This window comes from Microbacterium telephonicum, from assembly GCF_003651225.1.
Taxonomy (GTDB): domain Bacteria; phylum Actinomycetota; class Actinomycetes; order Actinomycetales; family Microbacteriaceae; genus Microbacterium; species Microbacterium telephonicum.
In genome coordinates this window covers 281650-302814 of the sequence record NZ_RCDB01000001.1, presented here as the reverse complement: position 1 = coordinate 302814, position 21165 = coordinate 281650, and the positions used below count along the sequence as shown (strand labels likewise).

The following is a 21165-nucleotide window of genomic DNA, read 5'->3' as shown; positions in this document are numbered from 1 at the left end:
CCCCGGCACCGACCCCTTGCGCATGGGCAGAACTGCCCACTAGTACGCGGATCCGGAGGTGTCAGCGACCCACGTAGCGGGCCAGGTGCTGGGCGGTGAGGGTGTCGCCGCGCGCGACGAGGTCGGCGGGCGAGCCCTCGAACACGATCCGGCCCCCGTCGTGGCCTGCGCCGGGACCGAGGTCGATGATCCAGTCGGCGTGCGCCATCACCGCCTGGTGGTGCTCGATGACGATGACGGAGTTGCCCGCCTCGACGAGGCGGTCCAGCAGCGCGAGCAGCTTGTCGACGTCGGCCAGGTGCAGGCCCGTCGTCGGCTCGTCGAGCACGTACACGGCGCCCTTCTTCGCCATCGAGATCGCGAGCTTGAGCCGCTGCCGCTCCCCGCCGGAGAGGGTGTTGAGCGCCTGCCCGAGGGTGATGTAGCCGACCCCGACGTCGACCATGCGGGCGAGGATCGTGTGCGCCGTGCCCTTGGGGAAGAACGCCGCCGCCTCCTCCGCCGACATCGCGAGCACCTCGGCGATGTTCTTGCCGTCGAGGGTGTACTCGAGCACCTCGTCGCTGAACCCGCTCCCCTCGCACAACTCGCACAGCGTCTCGACGCTCTGGGTGAACCCGAGGTTCGTGATGATGACACCGAGGCCCTTGCAGGCGGGGCAGGCGCCCTCGGAGTTGGCGCTGAACAGGCCCGGCTTCACGCCGTTCGCCTTCGCGAAGGCCGCACGGATGGCGTCGAGGATGCCCGTATACGTGGCGGGGCTGCTGCGACGCGAGCCCTTGATGGGCGCCTGGTCGACGACGACGACGTCGTCGAACGCGGGCACGTTGCCGTGGATGAGCGACGACTTGCCCGAGCCGGCGACGCCCGTGACGACCACGAGGATGCCGAGCGGGATGTCGACGTCGACGCCGGTGAGGTTGTGCTGCGTCGCGCCGCGGATCTCGAGGGCGCCGGTGCCGGTGCGCACGGCACCCTTCAGCGTCGCACGGTGGTCGAGATGGCGGCCCGTGAGGGTGTCGGAGGCGCGCAGCCCCGCGACGTCGCCGGTGAAGCGGATCTCGCCGCCGGCACGGCCGGCGCCGGGACCGAGGTCGACGACGTGGTCGGCGATCTCGATCACCTCGGGTTTGTGCTCGACGACGAGCACCGTGTTGCCCTTGTCGCGCAGCTGCTCGAGCAGCCGGTTCATCCGCTGGATGTCGTGCGGATGCAGGCCGGCGGTGGGCTCGTCGAACACGTACGTGATGTCGGTGAGGCTCGATCCGAGGTGGCGGATCATCTTGAGCCGCTGCGCCTCGCCGCCCGACAGCGTGCCCGAGGCACGGTCGAGCGACAGGTACCCGAGCCCGATGTCGAGGAACGACTGCACGGTGTGGCGGAGCGTCGCCATGAGGGGGGCGACGGTGGGATCGTCGACGGTGTCGAGCCACGCGGCGAGGTCGGAGACCTGCATCGCTGCGGCATCCGCGATGCTCACACCGAGGATCTTCGACGAACGTGCGCCCTCGTTGAGCCGGGTGCCGCCGCACTCCGGGCACGGCAGGAACTTCACCGCCCGCTCGACGAACGCGCGCACGTGCGGCTGCAGGGCCTCGCGGTCCTTCTGCAGCATCGACTTGGTGATCTTCGGGATGAGGCCCTCGTAGGTCATGTTGATGCCGGAGATCTTGACCTTCGTCTGCTCCTTGTAGAGGAAGTCGTGCAGCTCGGTCTCGGAGTATTCGGCGATCGGCTTGTCGGCATCCACGAAGCCCGACTCGGTGAAGCCCTTCACCATCCAGCCGTCGGCGTTGTACCCGGGCACCCGGATGGCGCCCTGCGCGAGCGAGAGCGACCGGTCGACGACCTCGTCGACGTCGATGTCGCTCGTCTCGCCGAGCCCTTCGCAGCGCGGGCACATGCCGCCGGTGATCTCGAACGAGCGGCGCTCCTTCTTGCCCTTGACCGTGATCGCCCCGGCACCCGAGGCGGAGGGCACATTGAAGGAGAACGCCTGCGGCGAGCCCACGTGCGGCTGCCCGATACGGCTGAACAGCAGACGCAGCATCGCGTGCACATCGGTGGCGGTGCCGACGGTGGAACGGGCGTTGGCGCCCATCCGCTCCTGATCGACGATGATCGCCGGGCTGATGTTCTCGAGCGCGTCGACTTCGGGGCGGCTCAGCTGGCCCATGAACTGCTGCACGAACGTCGGGTAGGTCTCGTTGATGAGCCGCTGCGACTCGTTCGCGATCGTGCCGAACACGAGACTCGACTTGCCCGAGCCGCTGACGCCCGTGAAGACCGTGAGGCGGCGCTTGGGCACGTCGAGGTCGACGTTCTTGAGGTTGTTCTCCCGGGCTCCGACGACGCGGATGACCTCGTGGGAGTCGGCGATGTGCTCGGGCATGTGCTCCTCGTTCCGGGTGCGCGGCGGGCGCCGGGGTGTCGGCAGGTGACGCTACAGTCTCGCGGGTGCCGCGGACAGATCACGTCCGCGATGCCGCGCTCAGGGGATTGCGCGGTCAGGGGATGACGAAGAGCGCGTCGGCTCCACCAGGGACGGCGCTGGTGACGAGACGTCGATCGAACGTCGCGAGCATCACGGACCGGGCGACGGCCAGATGGAGCAGGTAGGTGTCGGTCACCTGCGCACCGGCGAGCAGTCGATCCGCGCGGACACCGCCGTCGAGCAGGCTCACCGAATCCGGGAGGAACGCGTGGTCGCCGCGCGCGGTGAGGCTCGCGAGACTCGCGAGCACCGTGGGGGCCGGTTGGGTGTTGGGGTACCTCGGGTTGCTCACGACCCGCAGCACCCCGTTCTGCACGATCGGGCACGAATGCCACGGAGCGCCGCCCCGTGCGCCGAACCAGTCGTGCGCGCGGTCGTGATGGGTGTGGAGGGGATCGATCAGCGCGATCACGACGTTGACGTCGAGCAGGTGCGCCGTCACGACGACTCGTCGCGCAGGGCGTTGACGTCGTCGAGCGTGGCGCGCCCCGCCTCCGGAGGCCCCGGGAGCAGCACGACGCCGTTGCGGGTCGCGAACCGCTTCCGCTCGGTCAGGGTCGCGCGCGCCAGCTGCGACACGGCTTCACCGAGGGTGAGTCCTCGCGCTGCGGCGAACTGCTTCGCCGCAGCGAGCACGTCGTCGTCGATGGTGAGCGTCGTCCGCATGCATCGATCATCACGCATCACGCATCAGGGGGTCAAGGCGCCGTCAGGGCACGGCCGTCGCGCGGTGGCAGCCGTCGACGTGGTCGTCGACCATGCCGGCCGATTGCATGAGCGCGTACATCGTCGTGGAGCCCACGAAGCGGAACCCGCGCTTCTTGAGCGCCTTCGACAGCGCGTCGGACTCCGGCGTGGTGGCGGGCACCTGAGCGAAGGAGGCGCGGCGCGGGTGCCGCGCCGGCGCGAACGACCACATGAAGGCGTCGAGCTCGCCCGGTGCCATCGCGAGCGCCAGTCGGGCGTTGCCGATCGTCGCGAGGATCTTCGCGCGGTTGCGGATGATGCCGGCATCCTGCATGAGACGCTCGACGTCGTCGTCGCCGAACGTGGCGACCGCCTGCGGCTCGAAGCCCGCGAACACCTCGCGGAACCGCGGGCGCTTGCGCAGGATCGTGATCCAGCTGAGCCCCGCCTGGAACCCCTCGAGGCTCATCTTCTCGAACAGCGCGCGGTCGCCGTGCAGGGGACGCCCCCACTCCTCGTCGTGGTAGCGGCGGTACTCCACGTCATCGCCGACCCACGCGCAGCGCGCGAGTCCGTCGGGCCCCAGGATCGTGTCACTCACCCGCACAGGCTATCCGCGGCATCCGACACACCGGCCATGAGTCACCGGCCGTGACCGCGAGGGGTCTGCTACTTCTTCTTCAGAGACTTCTCGGTCGCGGGGGCCTCGCCGGAATCCGCCAGTGCGGCGTAGTGGGCCCGCGCCTCGTCCTGACGCGCGAGCTCGGCGCCCGAGGCGATGGGGGCACGCACGTGCTCGGGCTCGAAACCGAATGCGTCCACGAGGTCCTGCGCGTGGGGGCGCAGGCGCACGCAGAGGCGGTCGATGTAGCGGGAGACGGATGCTGCGCGCTGCGTCGAGAGCCGCCCGTTGATCAGGTACCAGGCGAGGTGCTTCTCGATCAGGTACATGCCGAACAGATCGCGCAGCCAGGTGAGCACCTGGCGGGTGCCGTCATCCGTGATCTTCTCGAGGCCGTCGGTGAACGCCTCCCACTGCAGCAGCTCGCCGTGCGCCCGGGCCGCTTCGATGAGCTCGGCCTGGTGGGCGTTGAACAGCAGCGCGGCGTCATCCTGCGACAGCTTCGACGACGGACGCAGTGCCGCCGCGAGGTCGCCGATCATCCGCTGCACCCGGTCGGCGAGCAGCTCGTGCTGCTGGTCGGCCCGCAGCCCCAGCTCGACGGAGCGGGCCGTCGAGCCCAGGTCGGTGACCGCCTGGCCGAACTGGCGGAGGCCCGCGCCGTGGAAGAGCTTGCCGGCCGTCTCGCTGACGGCGAACCGGGCGAGCTTCGCGGCATCCGCACCCTTGAACTGCTTCGCGTAGTCGGCGAGGAGTCGCTTGCCGACGAGCTGCAGGAGCACGTTGTTGTCGCCCTCGAAGGTGACGTAGACGTCGAGGTCCTGCCGCAGCCCGACGAGGCGGTTCTCTGCGAGGAACCCGGCGCCGCCGCACGCCTCGCGGCACTCCTGGATCGTCTCGAGCGCGTTCCAGGTCGACAGCGGCTTCAACGCGGCGGCGAGGGTCTCGAGGTTCTCGCGCTCGGTCGGGGTGTCGGTGCGCCCCGAGAACACGCCGTCGAAGGTGCGCAGCAACTCGTCGTTCGCGAAGAACTGGGCGTAGGTCTGGGCGAGGCGGGGCAGCAGGCGCCGCTGGTGCTTGCCGTAGTCCAGCAGCACGACCTCGTCGGTGCCCGACCCGGAGTCGAACTGGCGGCGCTGGTTCGCGTAGGTGATCGCGATGTACTCGGCCAGCGCCGTGCCGGTCGTCGCGGCGCCGTCGAGCGAGACGCGGCCCTGCACGAGGGCGCCCAGCATCGTGAAGAACCGGCGGCCGGGGCTCGCGATGTCGCTCGAGTAGGTGCCGTCGGCGGCGACGTCGCCGTAGCGGTTGAGCAGGTTGAAGCGCGGCACGCGCACGTGGTCGAAGTGCAGCCGGCCGTTGTCGATGCCGTTGAGTCCGCCCTTGACGCCGTCGTCCTCGCCGCCGACGCCGGGGAGGAAGTTCCCCTCGTCGTCGCGCAGCGGCACGAAGAAGCAGTGCACGCCGTAGTCGACGCCCCCGGTGATCAGGTGCGCGAACACCGTGGCCGCCTTGCCGTGCAGCGCCGCGTTGCCGAGGTAGTCCTTCCAGGCGCCGCGGAACGGCGTGTGGATGACGAACTCCTCGGTGTCGGGGTCGTACGTGGCGGTGGTGCCGATGGCGGCGACGTCGGAGCCGTGCCCGGTCTCGGTCATCGCGAATGCGCCCGGGAGGGTGAGGTCGATGACGTCGCGCAGCCACGCCTCGTGGTGCTGGGTCGTGCCCAGCTGGTAGATCGCCGAGCCGAACAGTCCCCACTGCACGCCCGACTTGATCTGCAGGCTCGGGTCGGCGAGCACGAGCTCCATGAACCCGGCGAGGTTCGCCCCGTTGTCGTTCAGGCCGCCGTACTCCTCGGGGAACGCGCGACGCGACCCGTCGTTGTCGACCAGCAGCTGCAGCTGCGAGAGCACCCGCTCGCGGTGGTCGGGCATCGGCTGGCCCTCGATGCGCCAGAACGCGGGGTCCTTGATCATCTCGCGCGCGGTGCGGCGCGTGTCGGCCCACGTGCCGAGCAGCAGGTCGGTGACGGCGGCGACGTCGATGCGGGGCTCGTGAGCCTCCTCGGCGGTGTGCGCGGCGGTGGGCGCACCCCCGGCAGGCGTGCGCGTGCTCGTGGCAGGCGTGGTGGGACGGACGGCGGCGTCGGTCATGGCGCACCTCTCGGCTGGTGTGGGCGTTGGGGTCTGTCTCGACCGTAGAACGTGCACAACCGCGTGCAAAGCCGGTTGGATGCCGCCGACAAACCCTCGCGGCGACGGGGGCGTGTCCGGTTGTGCGAAACCGAAACCCACGTGTGGTGGGACTGAGTGTCAGCGCTCGGCGGTCAGGTGTGGTGGGTGCGGAAGGCTGGAGGTCGCCACAGGTGACTGGCGAGCGGGGGCTTGGGTTAGCGTCGGCGCTCAGCAGTCGGTTGTGGTGGGTGCGGGGTGCTGACGGCCGCCACAGGTGACTGGCGAGCGCGAGACTCGGGGGTGGCTTCGGTGTTCGGCAGTCGGTTGTGGTGACCTTGCGGCACCGGAGGGCGCCGAAAGTGACTGGCGAGCGGGGGGCGGCGGCGTCGGGTTGCGGATGTCGGAGGCCCCGCGGACGATGACGTCATGGACGTCACGCTGCGCCGATGGGCCGACGAGGACTTCCCGCTGCTGGAGGCCTTCAACACCCCCGAGATGACGGCCCACCTCGGCGGGCCCGAGACCGCGCAGCAGCTCGTCGAGCGCCAAGCCCGCTATCTGCGGCTGAACGAGTCGGGCGAGGCGCGCATGTTCCGGGTCGACGTCGACGGCGTGCCCGCCGGCGGCATCGGATACTGGCAGGTCGACCACGACGGGCGCGAGGCCTTCGAGACCGGGTGGAGCACCCTCCCGCAGTTCCAGGGTCTCGGCGTGGCGCGAGCCGCCCTGCGTCTGGTGGTCGCGCAGGTGCGCTCCGACGGACGGCGCGACCTGCTCGTGGCGTACCCCGGGATCGACAATCCGCCCTCGAACGCGCTGTGCCGCGGCGCGGGGTTCGTCGCGACCGGCGAGGGGAGCGAGCCGTGGCGGGGCGGAATCCTGCACTTCCGGACGTGGGAGCTCGACCTTTCGCCCCTCGACCTCGCCGGGCGGATGCCGGTGCTCGACGAACGGTTCACGGGCGACGCACTGGACGAAACCGTGTGGTGGCCGCATTACACGCCGCATTGGTCGTCGCGCGCGGCATCCGCGGCCCGGTATCACGTCGACGACGGCCTCGAACTGCGCATCGACGTCGACACCGCGCCGTGGGCGCCGGAGTGGGACGGCGACGTGAGGGTGTCGCACCTGCAGACCGGGCAGCACTCGGGTGCCGTGGGCTCCGGCGAGGGCCAGCACCGGTTCCGGGACGGACTCGTCGTGCGGGAGCAACAGACGGAACGCCGGTTGATGCTGCCGCACCACGGCGTGATCGAGGTACGGATGAGCGCGATCCGGCATCCGGACGCCATGGTCGCGTTCTGGCCGATCGGCTTCGAAGCGCGCCCGGACGACTGCGGCGAGATCTGCGTCGCCGAGATCTTCGGCTCCGAGATCGAGGACGACGGCGGCTGGGTCGGTGTCGGCGTGAAACCGCAGCGCGATCCGCGGTTGCGCGAGGACTTCGAGAAGATCCGGATCGACGGCGACCTGACCGCACCGCACGACTACGCCGTGGAGTGGACCCCCGACCTGCTGCGGTTCTTCGTCGACGGCCAGTGGGTGAAGTCGGTCGGTCAGCGCCTGGACTATCCCGTGCAGCTCATGCTCGACGTGTACGAGCTCCCCCGCCCCGACGGACACCGCGACCTCGCGGCGCTACCACACGTGCTGCGGGTGGAGCGGGTACGGGTCTTCGCGCCCTGACACCCCGCAGACGCTGAGTGTCACGTGCCGCCGGCGCAGGCCGAGCGCGTCTGCGGCCCGTCAGTTCGCGGCGACGACCTCGAGCACGGCTTCGCCGTAGGCCTCGCGCTTCTTCGCTCCGATGCCGGTGATGCCCTCGAGGTCGCCGATACTCCGCGGCCGATGCTCGGCGAGGGCGCGCAGGGTCGCGTCGCCGAAGACGATGTAGGCGGGAACGCCCTGCTCCTTCGCCACCCCCGCACGCCAGGTGCGCAACGATTCGAAGAGGTCGCGGTCACCCTCGGCGACGGCATCGGCCGCGGCGGCTTTGCGCACGCGCGACCCGCCGCCGGTGCGGCCCAGCACGTCGCGGCGCAGCGGCACGGCGGCCTCGCCGCGCAGCACCGCGCCGCCCTCCTCCCCGATGCCGAGCACGCCGTACTCGCCCTGCGCGACGAGGATGCCGCGCGCCAGCAGCTGCCGGATGACCGAGCGCCAGTCCTGATCGGTCAGGTCGGCCCCGAGTCCGTAGGTCGCGAGCTGGTCGTGGCCCTGCTGACGGATGCGTTCCGTCGAGGCGCCGCGCAGGATGTCGACGAGGTGGCCGGCACCGAACGCCTGATTGCGCTCGCGCTGCAGCCGCACGATCGTCGACAGCAGCTTCTGCGCGGGCACGAGACCGTCCCACGTGTCGGCGGGTTGCAGGCACGTGTCGCAGTTGCCGCACCGGTCGGAGGCCTGGCCGAAATATCCCAGCAGGTTCTGCCGACGGCATCCGACGGTCTCGCAGAGGGCGAGCATCGCATCGAGGTGCTGCCCCATGCGCATCTTGTAGGCACGGTCGCCCGGCGACTGGTCGATGAGGCGGCGCTGCTGCACGACGTCGCCGAGGCCGTATGCCATCCACGCTACCGCCGGCTCGCCGTCGCGGCCCGCGCGACCGGTCTCTTGGTAGTAGCCCTCGACCGACTTGGGCAGGTCGATGTGCGCGACGAAACGCACATCGGGCTTGTCGATGCCCATGCCGAACGCGATCGTGGCGACCATGACGATGCCGTCGTCGCGGAGGAACCGGGACTGGTTGCGGGCACGGAGCCCTGCGTCGAGGCCCGCGTGGTACGGCAGGGCGTCAACGCCCTGCGTGCGCAGGTACTCGGCGGTCTGCTCGACCGACTTGCGGCTCAGCGCGTAGACGATGCCCGTCGCCCCGTCGCCGACGCTGCGGATGAACTGCACGAGCTGCTTGCGCGGGTCGGCCTTCGGCTCGATGCGGTACTGGATGTTGGGTCGGTCGAAGCTCGCGACGAAATGCTTCGCCGCGGGCAGGTGCAGCCGCTCGGTGATCTCCTTGTGGGTCGCCTTCGTCGCCGTCGCGGTGAGCGCCATACGGGGGACCCCGGGGAAGCGTTCGTCGAGGTCGCCGAGCGCGAGGTAGTCGGGGCGGAAGTCGTGACCCCACTGGCTGACGCAGTGCGCCTCGTCGATCGCGATGACGCTGAGCCGGGCGCGCTGCAGGAGCGCCGTGGTCGCCGCCACGCTCAGCCGTTCGGGGGCGACGTAGAGCAGGTCGAGGTCGCCCGACAACAGCGCCTGCTCGACACCGGCGCGCTCGGCCGGGGTCTGCGTGGAGTTGAGGTAGGCCGCGCGCACGCCGTTGGCCGTCAGCGCGTCGACCTGGTCGTGCATGAGGGCGATGAGCGGGCTGACCACGAGCCCGGTGCCGGGACGCACGAGCGCGGGCACTTGATACGTGATCGACTTGCCGCCGCCGGTGGGCATGAGCACGACGGCGTCGCCACCGCCGACGACCTGCGCGACGATGTCGGCCTGGTCGCCGCGGAAATCGTCGTAGCCGAAGACCTCCTTGAGGACGGCCCGGGGATCGGCGCCGGTCAAATCGCGGCGTGGGGGAAGGTCGGGGGCGGATGCGGCGACCGCCGGCGCGGTTCGCACCGGCGTCGAGGCCCGCGGGGAACCGGCGGTCGGCGCGCCGGCACCACCGGCGGCGCGGTCACGCGTCGCGCGGGCGATGGCCGCGCCGTAGCCGTCGAAGGCGGGGTCGGGCGGAGGCGGCGCGTCGTGGTCGTCGGGCGGCGTCAGGTCGTCGACGTCCCAGGGGACGTCGGCATAGGGGTCGTCGTTCCAGCCGCTCACCGAACCAGGCTAACCGCGTGCGCCGACACGGCGGTCGTCGCGGGGTCGCCGTGGGTCCGCGCCGGGGAGCCGGGGCGTCAGCGGGTGGTGGGGAGGAAGACTGCGGCGTCGGGGAGGGCGGGCGGCGTCGGCGATCCTCGACCGGAGATGTCACACGTCGTGCCGCCTCCGGCATCCGCGAGACACCGTTCGTGTGACATGCACGCGAAGCATGTCACGCGAAGTGTCTCCTGCGGCCCCGCGCACCCGCCGATTGTGTGACATGCGCGGCTGCCGGTATCACCGCGCGGGTCAGCACCACTTCGCGGCGAGGGTGCTGATGACGGTCAGCGTGCGGCTGGTCGTGGTGCCGAGCAGCTTCGCGGCGCGGAGCGGGTCGACGTCGCCGTCCTGGTATCCGGGGGCGAGCAGTGCGTGGGCGACCCGCCCGCGCACGACCATCTCGCCCTTGTCGCCCGAGGTCGATTCCACGGCGCGCGCCTGCGCCGGGGTCAGTTCGTCCTTCATCAGATACACGTAGTGGCGGGCGAGCCCGGGCCGTGTGACCGCCGTCGCCTCCTCGGCGAGGGCGGCGAACTCGCGCTGCGAGTACGCGATCGTGGGCACCTCGAACCCGCGGTCGCGGGCGAAGCCCTGCTCGAGGGCCGCCTCGATGCGGGCACGCGACCGCATGCGAGTGCTCAGCCGTACGTTTCCGGTGTTGATGTGCGTGTCGACGTCTTCGAAGCCGAGCTCCTCGGCCACGCGCCGGATGTCGCCCTTGGGGAAGACCCGCTTCGCTCCGAGATTGATCGCCCGAAGGAAGGCCAGGTACGTCGCCATCCGCACATTCTGCCTCGACGGCGCGCAGGACGCGAGGGCTACAGGCGCAGGACGCGAGGGCTACAGGCGCGCGACCTGCGTCACCCGCACCACCGCCGCACCCGCCTCGACGGATGCCGGAAGGTCGACGTCCGCGTGGATGCGCCAGTCGTGGTCGCCGGCGGGATCGTCGATGGTCTGCTCGACACGCCACATGCCGTTCGCGGCATCCGTCTCGTCGATGACGCACAGGCGAGGGGATCGGGCGGCTCCCCCGGTGAGGATCTCGTCGTGGTCGTCGTAATAGTCATCGAGCGCGGCGGGCCAGTCGACGTCGGGGTCGAGGGTGGTCAGTGCATCGTCGTCCTGCAGCGCGGCCAACTGCACCCGGCGGAACAGCTCGTTGCGCACCAGCACCGTGAACGCGCGCCGGTTGGCGATGATCGACGGTGGAGCGGGAGGCACGACGGGCGCGTCGGGGTCGTCCTGCGGGTCGATGAGCGACTGCCACTCGTCGACGAGGCTCGAGTCCACCTGCCGCACGAGCTCGCCGAGCCACTCGACGAGGTCGTCGAGATCGTCGGTGGTCGCCGCATCCGGCACGGTCTGCCGGATCGCGCGATACGCGTCGGACAGGTACCTCAGCACGAGCCCCTCACTGCGCGCGAGTTGGTAGAACGAGACGTATTCCGCGAAAGACATGGCGCGCTCGTACATGTCGCGCACCACCGATTTCGGCGACAGTGCGAAGTCGCGCACCCACGGCTGGCTCGAGGCGAACACCTCGAACGCCTGGGCGAGCAGCGCGTCGAGCGGCTTCGGATAGGTCACCTCCTCGAGCAGCGCCATCCGCTCGTCGTACTCGATGCCGTCGCGCTTCATCGCGGCCACCGCCTCGCCGCGCGCCTTGAACTCCTGCTGCGAGAGGATCGCGCGCGGGTCGTCGAGCGTGGACTCGATGATGCTCACGACGTCGAGGGCGTAGTGGCCGGAGCCGACGGCATCCGCGGGCAGCGACGACGAGCCGCCACCGGCCGAGTCGTCGGGGTCGAGCAGCTCGATCGCGGCGAGCGCGAACGGCGACAGCGGCTGGTTGAGCGCGAAGTTCGGCTGCAGGTCGACGGTGAGCCGGATGCCGCGCTCATCGGCCTCGACGATGCCCGCGTCGCGGAGCGTGCGGAAGATCGCGAGCGCGCGGCGGGCCAGCGCGTAGCGCCGCGCACGCGGCTCGTGGTTGTCGAACACCAGCGCGCGCACGTCGGCGAACACGTCGCCGCCGCGGGCGATGACGTTGATGAGCATCGCGGCGGTCAGCTTCAGCTGCGGCACCAGCGGCTCGGGTGCCGCGGCGATGAGCCGCTCCGACGACCCCTCGCCCCAGTTGACGACGCCGGTCGGCGCCTTCTTGCGCACGATCTTCTTGCGCTTGGCGGCATCGTCACCGGCCTTGGCGAGGGCGACCGCGTTCTCGATCTCCCATTCCGGGGCCATCACGACGACGTTGCCGTGGGTGTCGTAGCCGGCGCGGCCGGCGCGCCCCGCGACCTGGTGGAACTCGCGCGCGCTGAGCTGCCGCATCTTCGTACCGTCGTACTTCGACAGTGCCGTGATGACGACCGTGCGGATCGGCACGTTGATGCCGACACCGAGGGTGTCGGTGCCGCAGATGACCCGCAGCAGGCCCCGCTGGGCGAGCGTCTCGACGAGCCGCCTGTACCGGGGCAGCATCCCGGCGTGATGCACCCCGATGCCCGCCCGCACGAGGCGGGAGAGCGTCTTGCCGAAGCCGGTCGTGAAGCGGAAGCCGCCGATCGCCTCGGCGATCGCGTCACGCTGCGCCCGCGAGGCGATCTGCACCGACGCGAGCGCCTGCGCGCGCTCCAGCGCGGCGGCCTGCGCGAAGTGCACGATGTAGACGGGCGCCTCGCCCTCGTCGAGCAGCATCGTGAGCACCTCGTGCACGGGTCGACGCTCGTACGAGAAGTGCAGCGGCACGGGGCGGGTGAGGCCGGTGACCTCGGCGACGGGACGCCCGGTGCGCCGCTCGAGGTCGTCGGTGATCGCGGTGACGTCGCCGAGGGTCGCCGACATCAGCAGGAACTGGGCGCCGGTGAGGGTCAGCAGCGGCACCTGCCACGCCCAGCCGCGGTCCGGGTCGCCGTAGTAGTGGAACTCGTCCATCACGACCTGGTCGACGTCTGCCGCCGCCCCCTGCCGCAGCGCGAGGTTCGCGAGGATCTCGGCGGTGCAGCACACGATCGGCGCGTCGGGGTTGACCGACGAGTCGCCGGTGACCATGCCGACGTTCTCGGGCCCGAAGATCTCGACGAGGGCGAAGAACTTCTCGCTCACGAGCGCCTTGATCGGCGCCGTGTAGTACGACCGACCCCCGGATGCCAGGCACGCGGCGTGGGCGGCGACGGCCACGAGCGACTTGCCGGTGCCGGTCGGGGTGGCCAGCACGACGTGCGCGCCGGAGACGAGCTCCATGACCGCCTCGTCCTGCGCGGGATAGAGGGTGAGGCCGCGCCCCTCCGCCCACGCCGTGAACCCGTCGTACACGGCGTCGCCGCCGGCATCCGCGGGGATGGCGTCCATCAGCCGGGTCGGTGCGCTCACCCTCCGAGTCTGCCGCACCGCGCGGGTGGCTACGGGTGGTCGGACTTCGCGCTCAGGATGCGGGAGGCCGCCGCCTGCACCTTCTGCGCGAACGCGGGGTCCTGCTGGGCTTTCGCGAGCACGGCGTCGTACATGGCCGGCAGCTGCGAGGCGTCGGCCGACAGCAGCAGCAGGTCGACGCCGGCGTCGATCGCACGCGTGGCGCGGTCGGCGGGTGCGACGTTCTCCACGGCGACGGCGCCGGAGATGTCGTCGGTCATCACGACGCCGTCGAAGCCGACGTCGCCGCGCAGGATGTCGCCCACGACGGTCGGCGAGAACACCGCGGGCGCCGACGGGTCGAGGTTCCGGTAGATCGCGGAGCTGACCATGACGACGCTCGCGCCGGCATCCGTGAGGCCGTCGTAGACGGAGATGTCGGGTCCGCCGCGCACGACGGTCGCGTCGACGACGTCGGCGGTCGTGTCGGTGTTGGCGGTGACGTGCCCGAGACCCGGGAAGTGCTTGAAGGTGGGGAGGATGCCGGCGTCGCGCATCCCGGCCGCGAACGCACCGGCTTTCGCGCCGACGGTGGCGGCGTCGTAGCCGTACTGGCGACCGAATGCGCCGATCGGCGGGTTGTCGAAGCGGGTGTCGTGGCTCGTGACGATGTCGGCGACCGGGGCGAGGTTCATGTCGACGCCCGCCGACGCCAGTTCGCCGCCCCACGTGCGCGCCTGCGCGCGCAGCTGATCGTCGGGCAGGTCGGCCTGGCGGATGCCGTACGGCATGTCGGAGAAGCCGGGGCCGCGCAGTACCTGCACCTCGCCGCCTTCCTGATCGGTCGCCACCCACATCCGCACGCCCGCCGTGGTGTCGGGACCGACGAGCGCGGTGAACTGGCCGACGACGCCGGCGACGGATGCCGACCCCGCCGCCGAGCGGCCGCGCAGGAAGATGTTGCCCACGTGCCGCTGGGTGACGGCGGCGGCGGCGTTCGCATCGGGGGCGTCGGCGGTCGTGCCGACCATGAACAGCTGCCCCACCTGCTGCTCGAGTGTGAGGGCCTCGACCGGGTCGGGGGTGGGGGTGGGCGTCGGAGTCGGGGTGGGCGTGGCCGTCGCGGATGCGGATGCCGTCGGTGTCGGCGCGGGGTTCGCAGCGCAGCCGGCCAGTGCGAGCACAGCGGCGAGGAGGACGGCGGCGCGACGCATCCTCCCATCCTTCCGGGCAGCGGCGCGGGGCGCCAGCATCCGGTGATCGGGGTCGCGGGTGCGTGCGCTCGGGAGGAGATATGCGTACAGGAGGGTGGATCCGGCCGAAAAGCCCTCCTGAATGCACATCCCCTCCCGGGTGCACCGCACTCGGGAGTCCCGGGAGCCGCGTGCCTGGCGAAGGCGCCGGCGTCCGGGACCGGGATCAGGGACGGTCGGGCGTGTGCAGCCGGGCGAGGTAGCGGTCCACGCGCACCGGGGCGCCGCGCCGGTCGAGCAGAGACACCGCCACGGTGACGGCGGTGGCGAGGGGGATCGTCCAGGCCGCGGGCTGGGCGAGCAGCGGCGCCGCCAACCCGACGCCGTCGATCGCGAGGTGCACGACGAGGGCGACGGCGCAGGCGGCGGCACCGGTCACCATGCCGGCGACGGCTCCGCGGGCCGTGAGTCCGCGCCACCAGATGCCCAGCAGCACGACCGGCGACAGGCTCGAGGCGGCGAGCACGAACACGGCGCCGACACTCGCGACCAACCCCTCCGGAGCGGTGACGAGCGCGATGCCGAGCGGAACGAGCGTGCAGAGCACAGCCGACAGGCGGAAGGAGCGCACCGAACCCGAGAACACGTCCTGGCTGACGACCCCGGCCAGCGACACGATGAGCCCCGACGAGGTCGCGAGGAACGCCGCGAATGCGCCAGCGACGATGAGGGCGGTGAGCACTTCGCCGCCGGGTCCGGGGAAGATGCGCGAGGGCAGCACGAGCGCGACGGTGTCGGCGGTGCCGGGCGCGGCGAGGTCGGGCGCGAGGGCACGGGCGAGCAGCCCCATCGCCGTCGAGACGGCGTAGAACGCGCTGACCATGACGACCACGAGCACCGTCGTGCGGCGCGCGGCGACGCCGGTGGGGCTCGTGTAGAACCGGACGAGCACATGCGGCAGGCCCATCGTCCCCAGCAGCAGCGCGAGCAGCAGCGACGCCGACCCGTAGGCGTCGATGCCGCCGGGACCGGCCTCGGCGGGGAACACGAGCGTCGGATCGATCTCGTGCGGACCGCCGGCGAGAGCGAATGCGATGAGCACGACCGGCACGAGCAGCGCCGTGAGCTTCAGCCAGTACTGGAACGCCTGCACGAACGTGATCGCGCGCATGCCGCCGGCGGCGACGACCGCCCCCACCAGCACCGCGACGATGACCGCGCCGGCCCACGGCGGCAGGCCCGCGACCACCACGAGGGTGATCCCCGCCCCGTGCAGCTGCGGCACGATGTACATCCAGCCGATCACGAGCACGAGGGCGCTCGTGACGCGTCGGGCGGCGCGCGACTCCAGCCGTGCCTCGACGAAGTCGGGGATCGTGTAAGCACCGCTGCGGCGCAGCGGGGCCGCGACGAACAGCAGCACGAGCAGGTAGCCGGCGGCGTAGCCGATCGGGAACCAGAACGCCCCCGCCCCCTCGAGCAGGATGAGGCCCGACAGCCCCAGGAACGTCCCCGCCGACAGGTACTCGCCGCTGATCGCGGACGCGTTCCACACCGGGCGCACCGTGCGGGAGGCGACGAAGAAGTCGCCCGTCGTACGCGAGACGCGCAGGCCGTACACGCCGATCAGCACCGTCGCGGCGGCCACGAGCGCGACGGCGACGAGGTCGAGCACGGCGTTCATCCGTCGTCCTCCAGCGCGCGGAAGCGCCGTTCGTTGCGGGTCGCGGTGCGCACGTACAGCAGCGCGAACACGATGATGACGGGGTAGTACGCGAAGGCGTGCAGCAGCCACGACAGCGGGATCCCGGCGAGCACGATGCGGTCGAGATCGGGCAGCAGCGCGATACCGAGCGACAGGGCGACGACGACCACGACGAACCCGAGCACCGTCCCCAGCGCAAGCCGCAGCTGGCTGCGCCGCAACGCGCGGGCGTAGACGGTGGCGGCATCGTCGACCGACGAGCCCGGCAGCGCGATCCCGCGGGTGGATGCCGCATCCGGCGCCGACGCCGACTGCGAGGTCACGCGCACGCGGCGCGGCCGGTCGGGCGCGTCGCCGCCGGCGGGAAGCTCGACGGCCGGAATGTCCCCGCCCCCGAGCGGCTCACCGTCGCCGGGCGGCTCGGTCATCGCGCGCCGCCGCCGACGAGCGCCTCGCGCACGGTCGCGACGAGCCGTCGGCTCACCGGCAGCGCGACAGCCCCGACCGACACGGTCGGCTCGGCGCCCGTCAGTCGCATTTCGGTGACGGCGGTCGCGTGCACGAGGTACGAGCGGTGCACGCGCACCCAGCCGGCATCCGTCCAGCGCTGCTCGAGTTCCGAGATCGGCACCCGCACGAGATGACCGCTGCCGTCGGCCAGGTGCAGCCGGGAGTAGTCGCCCTGCGCCTGCACCCAGCGCACGTCGGCGCGTCGCACGAACCGCACGCTCTGTCCCACCGTCACCGGCAGCACCTCGTCGTCTGCGTCCGCGGGAGCCGCGCCCGTCAATTCGAGAGCCCGGTCGACGGCGCGGCGCAGCCGCTCGACCCGCACCGGCTTGAGCAGATAGTCGACCGCGCGCAGGTCGAACGCGTCGACGGCGTGGGCGTCGTCGGCGGTGACGAAGACGACCGCGGGCGGCACGGCGAGGGAGCGGAGCGCCCGTGCCAGCTCGAGGCCGCCGACCTGCGGCATGTGGATGTCGAGGAACGCGATCGCCACGGGCCGCTCGGTCAGCATCCGCAGCGCCTCGGGACCGGACGTGGTCGCGTGGATGGTGTCGACGCGGTCGTCCTGGCGCAGCAGGTGCACGAGCTCGTCCAGGGCGGGACGCTCGTCGTCGGCGACGAGGACGTCGATCACGGCCCGGACCCCGCGGTGTCGTGCAGCGGCTGCGACTTCGGGATCCGCATGCGCACCAGGGTACCGGCGCCCTCGGCGGTCTCGACGACCAGAGCGCCCGCAGGCCCGTACAGCTGCCGCAGCCGGGTGTCGACGTTGCGCAGGCCCACGTGCGCCCCGTCGCCGCGCGTCGTCAGCAGCTCCTGCAGCGCCTCGGGATCCATGCCGACGCCGTCGTCGTCGACCGTGATCTCGGTGTGGGTGGCGTCGTCGCGGGACTCGATGCGGATGGTGCCGCCACCCTCCCCCGGCTCGAGACCGTGGCGCACGGCGTTCTCGACGAGCGGCTGCACCGACAGGAACGGGATCACCGTGGCGAGGGTCTCGGGGGCGATGCGCAGCACGACGGTGAGCCGTTCGCCGAACCGTGCGCGCTCGAGCTCGAGATAGGAGTGGATGCTGCCGAGCTCTTCGGCGACGGTCGTGAACTCGCCCTGCCGGCGGAAGGAGTAGCGCGTGAAGTCGGCGAACTCGAGCACGAGCTCGCGGGCGCGCGGCGGGTCGGTGTGGATGAAGGAGGCCACGGCGGTGAGCGCGTTGTAGATGAAGTGCGGGGAGATCTGCGCGCGGAGCGCGCGCAGCTGCGCCTCGGCCAGCGCGGTGCGCGAGGCGTCGAGCTCGCCGAGGGCCACCTGGGCCGCGCACCAGTCGGCGACCTCTCCCGCGGCGCGCACGAGCGGGGCGCGCACCGGTTCGGCGAAGGCGACGAGCACGCCGGCGACCTCGCCGCCGACCGTGATCGGTGCGCCGACGGCCTCGCGGCGGTCGGCACCGTCGCGCATCGGGAACACCTGGCGGCGGCCGGTCGCCGTCACCCGCTCCGCGACGCGCGCGGCCGAACCGCGAAGATCCGCATCCGCCCCGTCGAGCACCACCTGATCGCCGACGACGAGGGCGACGGCGGTGCTGCCCAGCAGCTCCCGCAGGTGCTTCAGCGCGCGGCCCGCGTCGGGGTCGGCGAGCCCGGCGTGCAGGTGCGGGGCGGCGAGACTCGCCTCGTGCAGCGCACGATGCGCGGCCTGCTCGGCGTCGCTGCCGAGGTCGCGCGAACCGCGCGCGAGCCGGCGCGACAGCAGCAGCAGCGCGGTGAGGGCCACCCCGCCGACCACGCCGAGGGCGGCGGCCAGCACGACGGCGTCGGTCATGCTGTCAGCCTACGAGGACGCCGGTCGTGGCGGATATCGGGGCGGGTGCGGGCACGGCCGTCAGCAGCAGCGGGCGCCGGGGTTGCGGTCCTGCTCGTCCATGCGGGCCCGCCAGAACTCCCGCACGGTCGGAACCGGTGCGTGGGGGTGGTGGCGGCGCTGATGGGCGACGTAGGTCGCATAGGCGTTGTCGCCCATCAGCGCCGTTACGTACCAGTGGACACCATGGGCTGCGCGTGCGATCGCGCGACCGGCACGCGCGGCGCGGGCCGAGGGCGTCCACAACTCCGGAGTATCGCCGCCGAATGGGTGCGGCAGAGGGCGCCCGCCCGTCTCGACGGTCGGATCTCCGGAGTTGTGAACGGTGTCCATCGGGTGGCCGCCCGTCAGTGACGGTGGGCGAGATCCTTCCGCTCCTCGGCCAGCAGCGGCTCCCACTGCTTCTCGAGCTCGCGCTCGCTCGCCGTGGGCAGGAATCCGGCCGGGGCGTAACGGCGCGAGGGCACCGCCTCGTCTTCCGTGTCGTCCCCACCGCCGGCGCGGATCGCCTTGACGGTCACGATGAGCGCCGCGATGATCACGACGATCGCGAGGGAGACGAAGATGATCGACAGCGTCCCCTGCACGGCCGTGTTGCGGATGACCGCCTCCACGGTCGGCACCGGGCCGAGGCTCTCGTCTCCCGACTCGAGCGCGGCGCGGTACTTGAAGTGGTTCGCCCAGTATCCGATCGCCGGCACCGGCGAGAAGATCTTGTAGACGGATGCCGTGATCGTCACGACCGCGGCGAACGCCAGCGGCAGCCCGATGATCCACAGCCACTTCACGTAGGCGCGGCCGCGCTTGGCGACGATCGCGAGCACGACGGCGAGCGCGATCGCGGCCAACAGCTGGTTGGCGATGCCGAACAGCGGGAAGAACGTGTTGATGCCGCCGAGCGGATCGGTGACGCCGAGGATGAGGATCGTGCCCCAGCCGGCCACCATGATCGCGGTGCAGATCCACACACCCGGCCGCCACGACACGTCGCGGAACTTCGGCACCCACGCGCCGATCGAATCCTGCAGCATGAACCGCGCGACGCGGGTTCCGGCATCCACCGCGGTGAGGATGAACAGCGCCTCGAACATGATCGCGAAGTGGTACCAGAACGCCATCAGCGCCTGGCCGCCGAGGGCCTGCTGCATGATGTGCGCGAGACCGAGCGCGAGGGTCGGTGCGCCGCCGGTGCGCGAGACCACCGATTCCTCGCCGACGGCGGCGGCCGTCGAGGTGAGCATGTCGGGGGTGATCGGCGCGCCGGTGAGCCCCAGGGAGTTCACGAACGCCACCGCGCCCTCCACCGTTCCACCGGTGAGGGCGGCAGGGGAGTTCATCGCGAAGTAGATGCCCTGGTCGATCGAGAGGGCCGCGACGAGGGCCATGATCGCGACGAACGACTCCATGAGCATGCCGCCGTATCCGATGAAGCGCGTCTGACGCTCCTTCTCGACGAGCTTCGGGGTCGTGCCCGACGCGATGAGCGCATGGAACCCCGACAGGGCGCCGCACGCGATCGTCACGAACAGGAACGGGAACAGCGGTCCCGAGAACACCGGCCCCAGGCCGTTCTCGCCGAACACCGTGATCGCCGGCACGGTGATCTCCGGACGCACGAGCACGATCGCCCCGGCGAGCATGACGATCACGCCGATCTTCATGAACGTCGACAGGTAGTCGCGGGGGGCCAGCAGCAGCCACACCGGCAGGATCGCGGCGATGAAGCCGTAGACGATGATGCCCCACGCGATCACCTCGCGGTCGAGGTGGAAGATCGCGTAGCCCCACTCGGTGGAGGCGACCCAGCCGCCGCCGATGATCGCCGCGATCAGCAGCACGAAGCCGATGAGGGAGACCTCGGTGACCTTTCCGGGGCGGAGGTAGCGCAGGTACACGCCCATGAACAGGGCGATCGGGATGGTCATGGACACCGAGAACACGCCCCACGGGCTCTCGCCGAGCGCGTTGACGACGACGAGGGCGAGGATCGCGACGATGATCAGCATGATCAGCAGCGACGCGACGATCGCCGCCGTGCCGCCGATGCGCCCGAGCTCCTGCCGGGCCATCTGGCCGATCGTGCGCCCGCCACGGCGCATCGAGAAGAACAGCACCGTGTAGTCCTGCACGGCACCGGCGAGCACGACGCCGACGATGATCCAGATCGTGCCCGGCAGGTAGCCCATCTGCGCCGCCAGCACGGGGCCCACGAGCGGGCCGGCACCGGCGATCGCGGCGAAGTGGTGGCCGTAGAGCACGCGCCGGTCGGTGGGGACGTAGTCCTTGCCGTCGGAGCGCACCTCGGCGGGCGTCGCGCGCTTGTCGTTCGGGCGCGTGATGTAGCGCTCGATGACCTTCGAGTAGAACCGGTAGCCGATGAGGTACGTGCACACCGCGGCGAACACGAACCAGATCGCGTTGACCGTCTCGCCGCGGACGATGGCGAGCATCGTCCAGGCGACGCCGCCCAGCAGTGCGATGACGATCCAGACCGCGATCTTCAGCGCGGTCCAGCGGGTGTCCTTCGCATCCTGCTCGGGGGTGAGCGAGACGGGCGGAAGGCTCGGGTCGGTGGGGATGTCCGGCTCGGACTCGAGCGCGGCGCCGCGACCGCGGCGCGACGAAGGTGCAGTCATTGGATCTCCTCGTGGGGGCGCATCGTTGCGTGCCCTTCACCGTACGAACGGCGCGGGGTCCGGCATCCG

The 21165-nt window shown here is 71.3% G+C and carries 16 protein-coding genes; 1 reads left to right on the top strand and 15 read right to left on the bottom strand.

Going from position 1 to position 21165, the window contains the following annotated elements:
• Positions 1–61 precede the first annotated feature (61 nt).
• The 5 genes from C7474_RS01525 to C7474_RS01505 all read right to left on the bottom strand — a co-directional run bounded on the left by C7474_RS01525 (position 62) and on the right by C7474_RS01505 (position 5956).
• Positions 62–2392 carry an ATP-binding cassette domain-containing protein gene (locus C7474_RS01525; RefSeq protein WP_121057021.1) on the bottom strand — a complete coding sequence of 777 codons (2331 nt, stop codon included), beginning with the start codon at positions 2390–2392 and terminating at the stop codon, positions 62–64.
• Between the two features lie 115 nt (positions 2393–2507).
• Entirely contained in the window at positions 2508–2936 is a 429-nt protein-coding gene (locus C7474_RS01520; protein WP_121057019.1) for a TA system VapC family ribonuclease toxin, read from the bottom strand.
• The gene (locus tag C7474_RS01515; RefSeq protein WP_121057017.1) at positions 2933–3160 is read right to left on the bottom strand and encodes a CopG family transcriptional regulator; all 228 of its coding nucleotides are present in this window, start codon (positions 3158–3160) and stop codon (positions 2933–2935) included. Before C7474_RS01515 ends, C7474_RS01520 begins: the two co-directional genes overlap by 4 nt.
• A 43-nt stretch (positions 3161–3203) precedes the next feature.
• Positions 3204–3788: a DNA-3-methyladenine glycosylase I gene (locus tag C7474_RS01510; protein WP_422385772.1), complete on the bottom strand. Its 585-nt coding sequence runs from the start codon at positions 3786–3788 to the stop codon at positions 3204–3206.
• A 62-nt stretch (positions 3789–3850) separates the two neighbouring features.
• Positions 3851–5956 (bottom strand): acyl-CoA dehydrogenase family protein, encoded by a 2106-nt coding sequence (locus tag C7474_RS01505; protein WP_121057013.1) that lies wholly within the window; start codon positions 5954–5956, stop codon positions 3851–3853.
• Positions 5957–6403: 447 nt separating this feature from the next.
• Between C7474_RS01505 and C7474_RS01500 the strand changes: the two genes are divergently transcribed.
• The gene (locus tag C7474_RS01500; RefSeq protein ID WP_121057011.1) at positions 6404–7663 is read left to right on the top strand and encodes a GNAT family N-acetyltransferase; all 1260 of its coding nucleotides are present in this window, start codon (positions 6404–6406) and stop codon (positions 7661–7663) included.
• Between the two features lie 60 nt (positions 7664–7723).
• On the opposite strand, the gene recQ is transcribed toward C7474_RS01500, so the two are convergent.
• The 10 genes from recQ to C7474_RS01450 all read right to left on the bottom strand — a co-directional run bounded on the left by recQ (position 7724) and on the right by C7474_RS01450 (position 21096).
• Positions 7724–9796, bottom strand: coding sequence for a DNA helicase RecQ (recQ, locus tag C7474_RS01495; protein WP_121057009.1), 2073 nt, complete (start codon positions 9794–9796; stop codon positions 7724–7726).
• 291 nt (positions 9797–10087) lie between these two features.
• The gene (locus C7474_RS01490; protein WP_121057007.1) at positions 10088–10618 is read right to left on the bottom strand and encodes a DUF1697 domain-containing protein; all 531 of its coding nucleotides are present in this window, start codon (positions 10616–10618) and stop codon (positions 10088–10090) included.
• 60 nt (positions 10619–10678) lie between these two features.
• Complete coding sequence (locus tag C7474_RS01485) at positions 10679–13195, bottom strand: DEAD/DEAH box helicase (protein WP_121057005.1); 2517 nt, start codon at positions 13193–13195, stop codon at positions 10679–10681.
• A 50-nt stretch (positions 13196–13245) separates the two neighbouring features.
• A complete protein-coding gene (locus C7474_RS01480; RefSeq protein ID WP_241965046.1) occupies positions 13246–14409 on the bottom strand; it encodes a glycoside hydrolase family 3 N-terminal domain-containing protein in 1164 nt (387 codons plus the stop codon).
• A 205-nt stretch (positions 14410–14614) separates the two neighbouring features.
• Positions 14615–16072, bottom strand: coding sequence for a sodium/solute symporter (locus C7474_RS01475; RefSeq protein ID WP_121057001.1), 1458 nt, complete (start codon positions 16070–16072; stop codon positions 14615–14617).
• Entirely contained in the window at positions 16069–16521 is a 453-nt protein-coding gene (locus C7474_RS01470) for a heavy metal transporter (RefSeq protein ID WP_241965045.1), read from the bottom strand. The genes C7474_RS01475 and C7474_RS01470 overlap by 4 nt, the downstream gene beginning before the upstream one ends.
• A complete protein-coding gene (locus C7474_RS01465) occupies positions 16518–17237 on the bottom strand; it encodes a LytR/AlgR family response regulator transcription factor (protein ID WP_121056999.1) in 720 nt (239 codons plus the stop codon). The genes C7474_RS01470 and C7474_RS01465 overlap by 4 nt, the downstream gene beginning before the upstream one ends.
• Positions 17234–18421, bottom strand: a complete 1188-nt coding sequence (locus C7474_RS01460; protein ID WP_121056997.1) for a sensor histidine kinase — start codon at positions 18419–18421, stop codon at positions 17234–17236. Before C7474_RS01460 ends, C7474_RS01465 begins: the two co-directional genes overlap by 4 nt.
• 60 nt (positions 18422–18481) lie before the next feature.
• Positions 18482–18706, bottom strand: a complete 225-nt coding sequence (locus C7474_RS01455) for a YbdD/YjiX family protein (RefSeq protein ID WP_241965044.1) — start codon at positions 18704–18706, stop codon at positions 18482–18484.
• Between the two features lie 101 nt (positions 18707–18807).
• Positions 18808–21096 (bottom strand): carbon starvation CstA family protein, encoded by a 2289-nt coding sequence (locus tag C7474_RS01450; RefSeq protein ID WP_121056993.1) that lies wholly within the window; start codon positions 21094–21096, stop codon positions 18808–18810.
• Between the last annotated feature and the right edge of the window lie 69 nt (positions 21097–21165).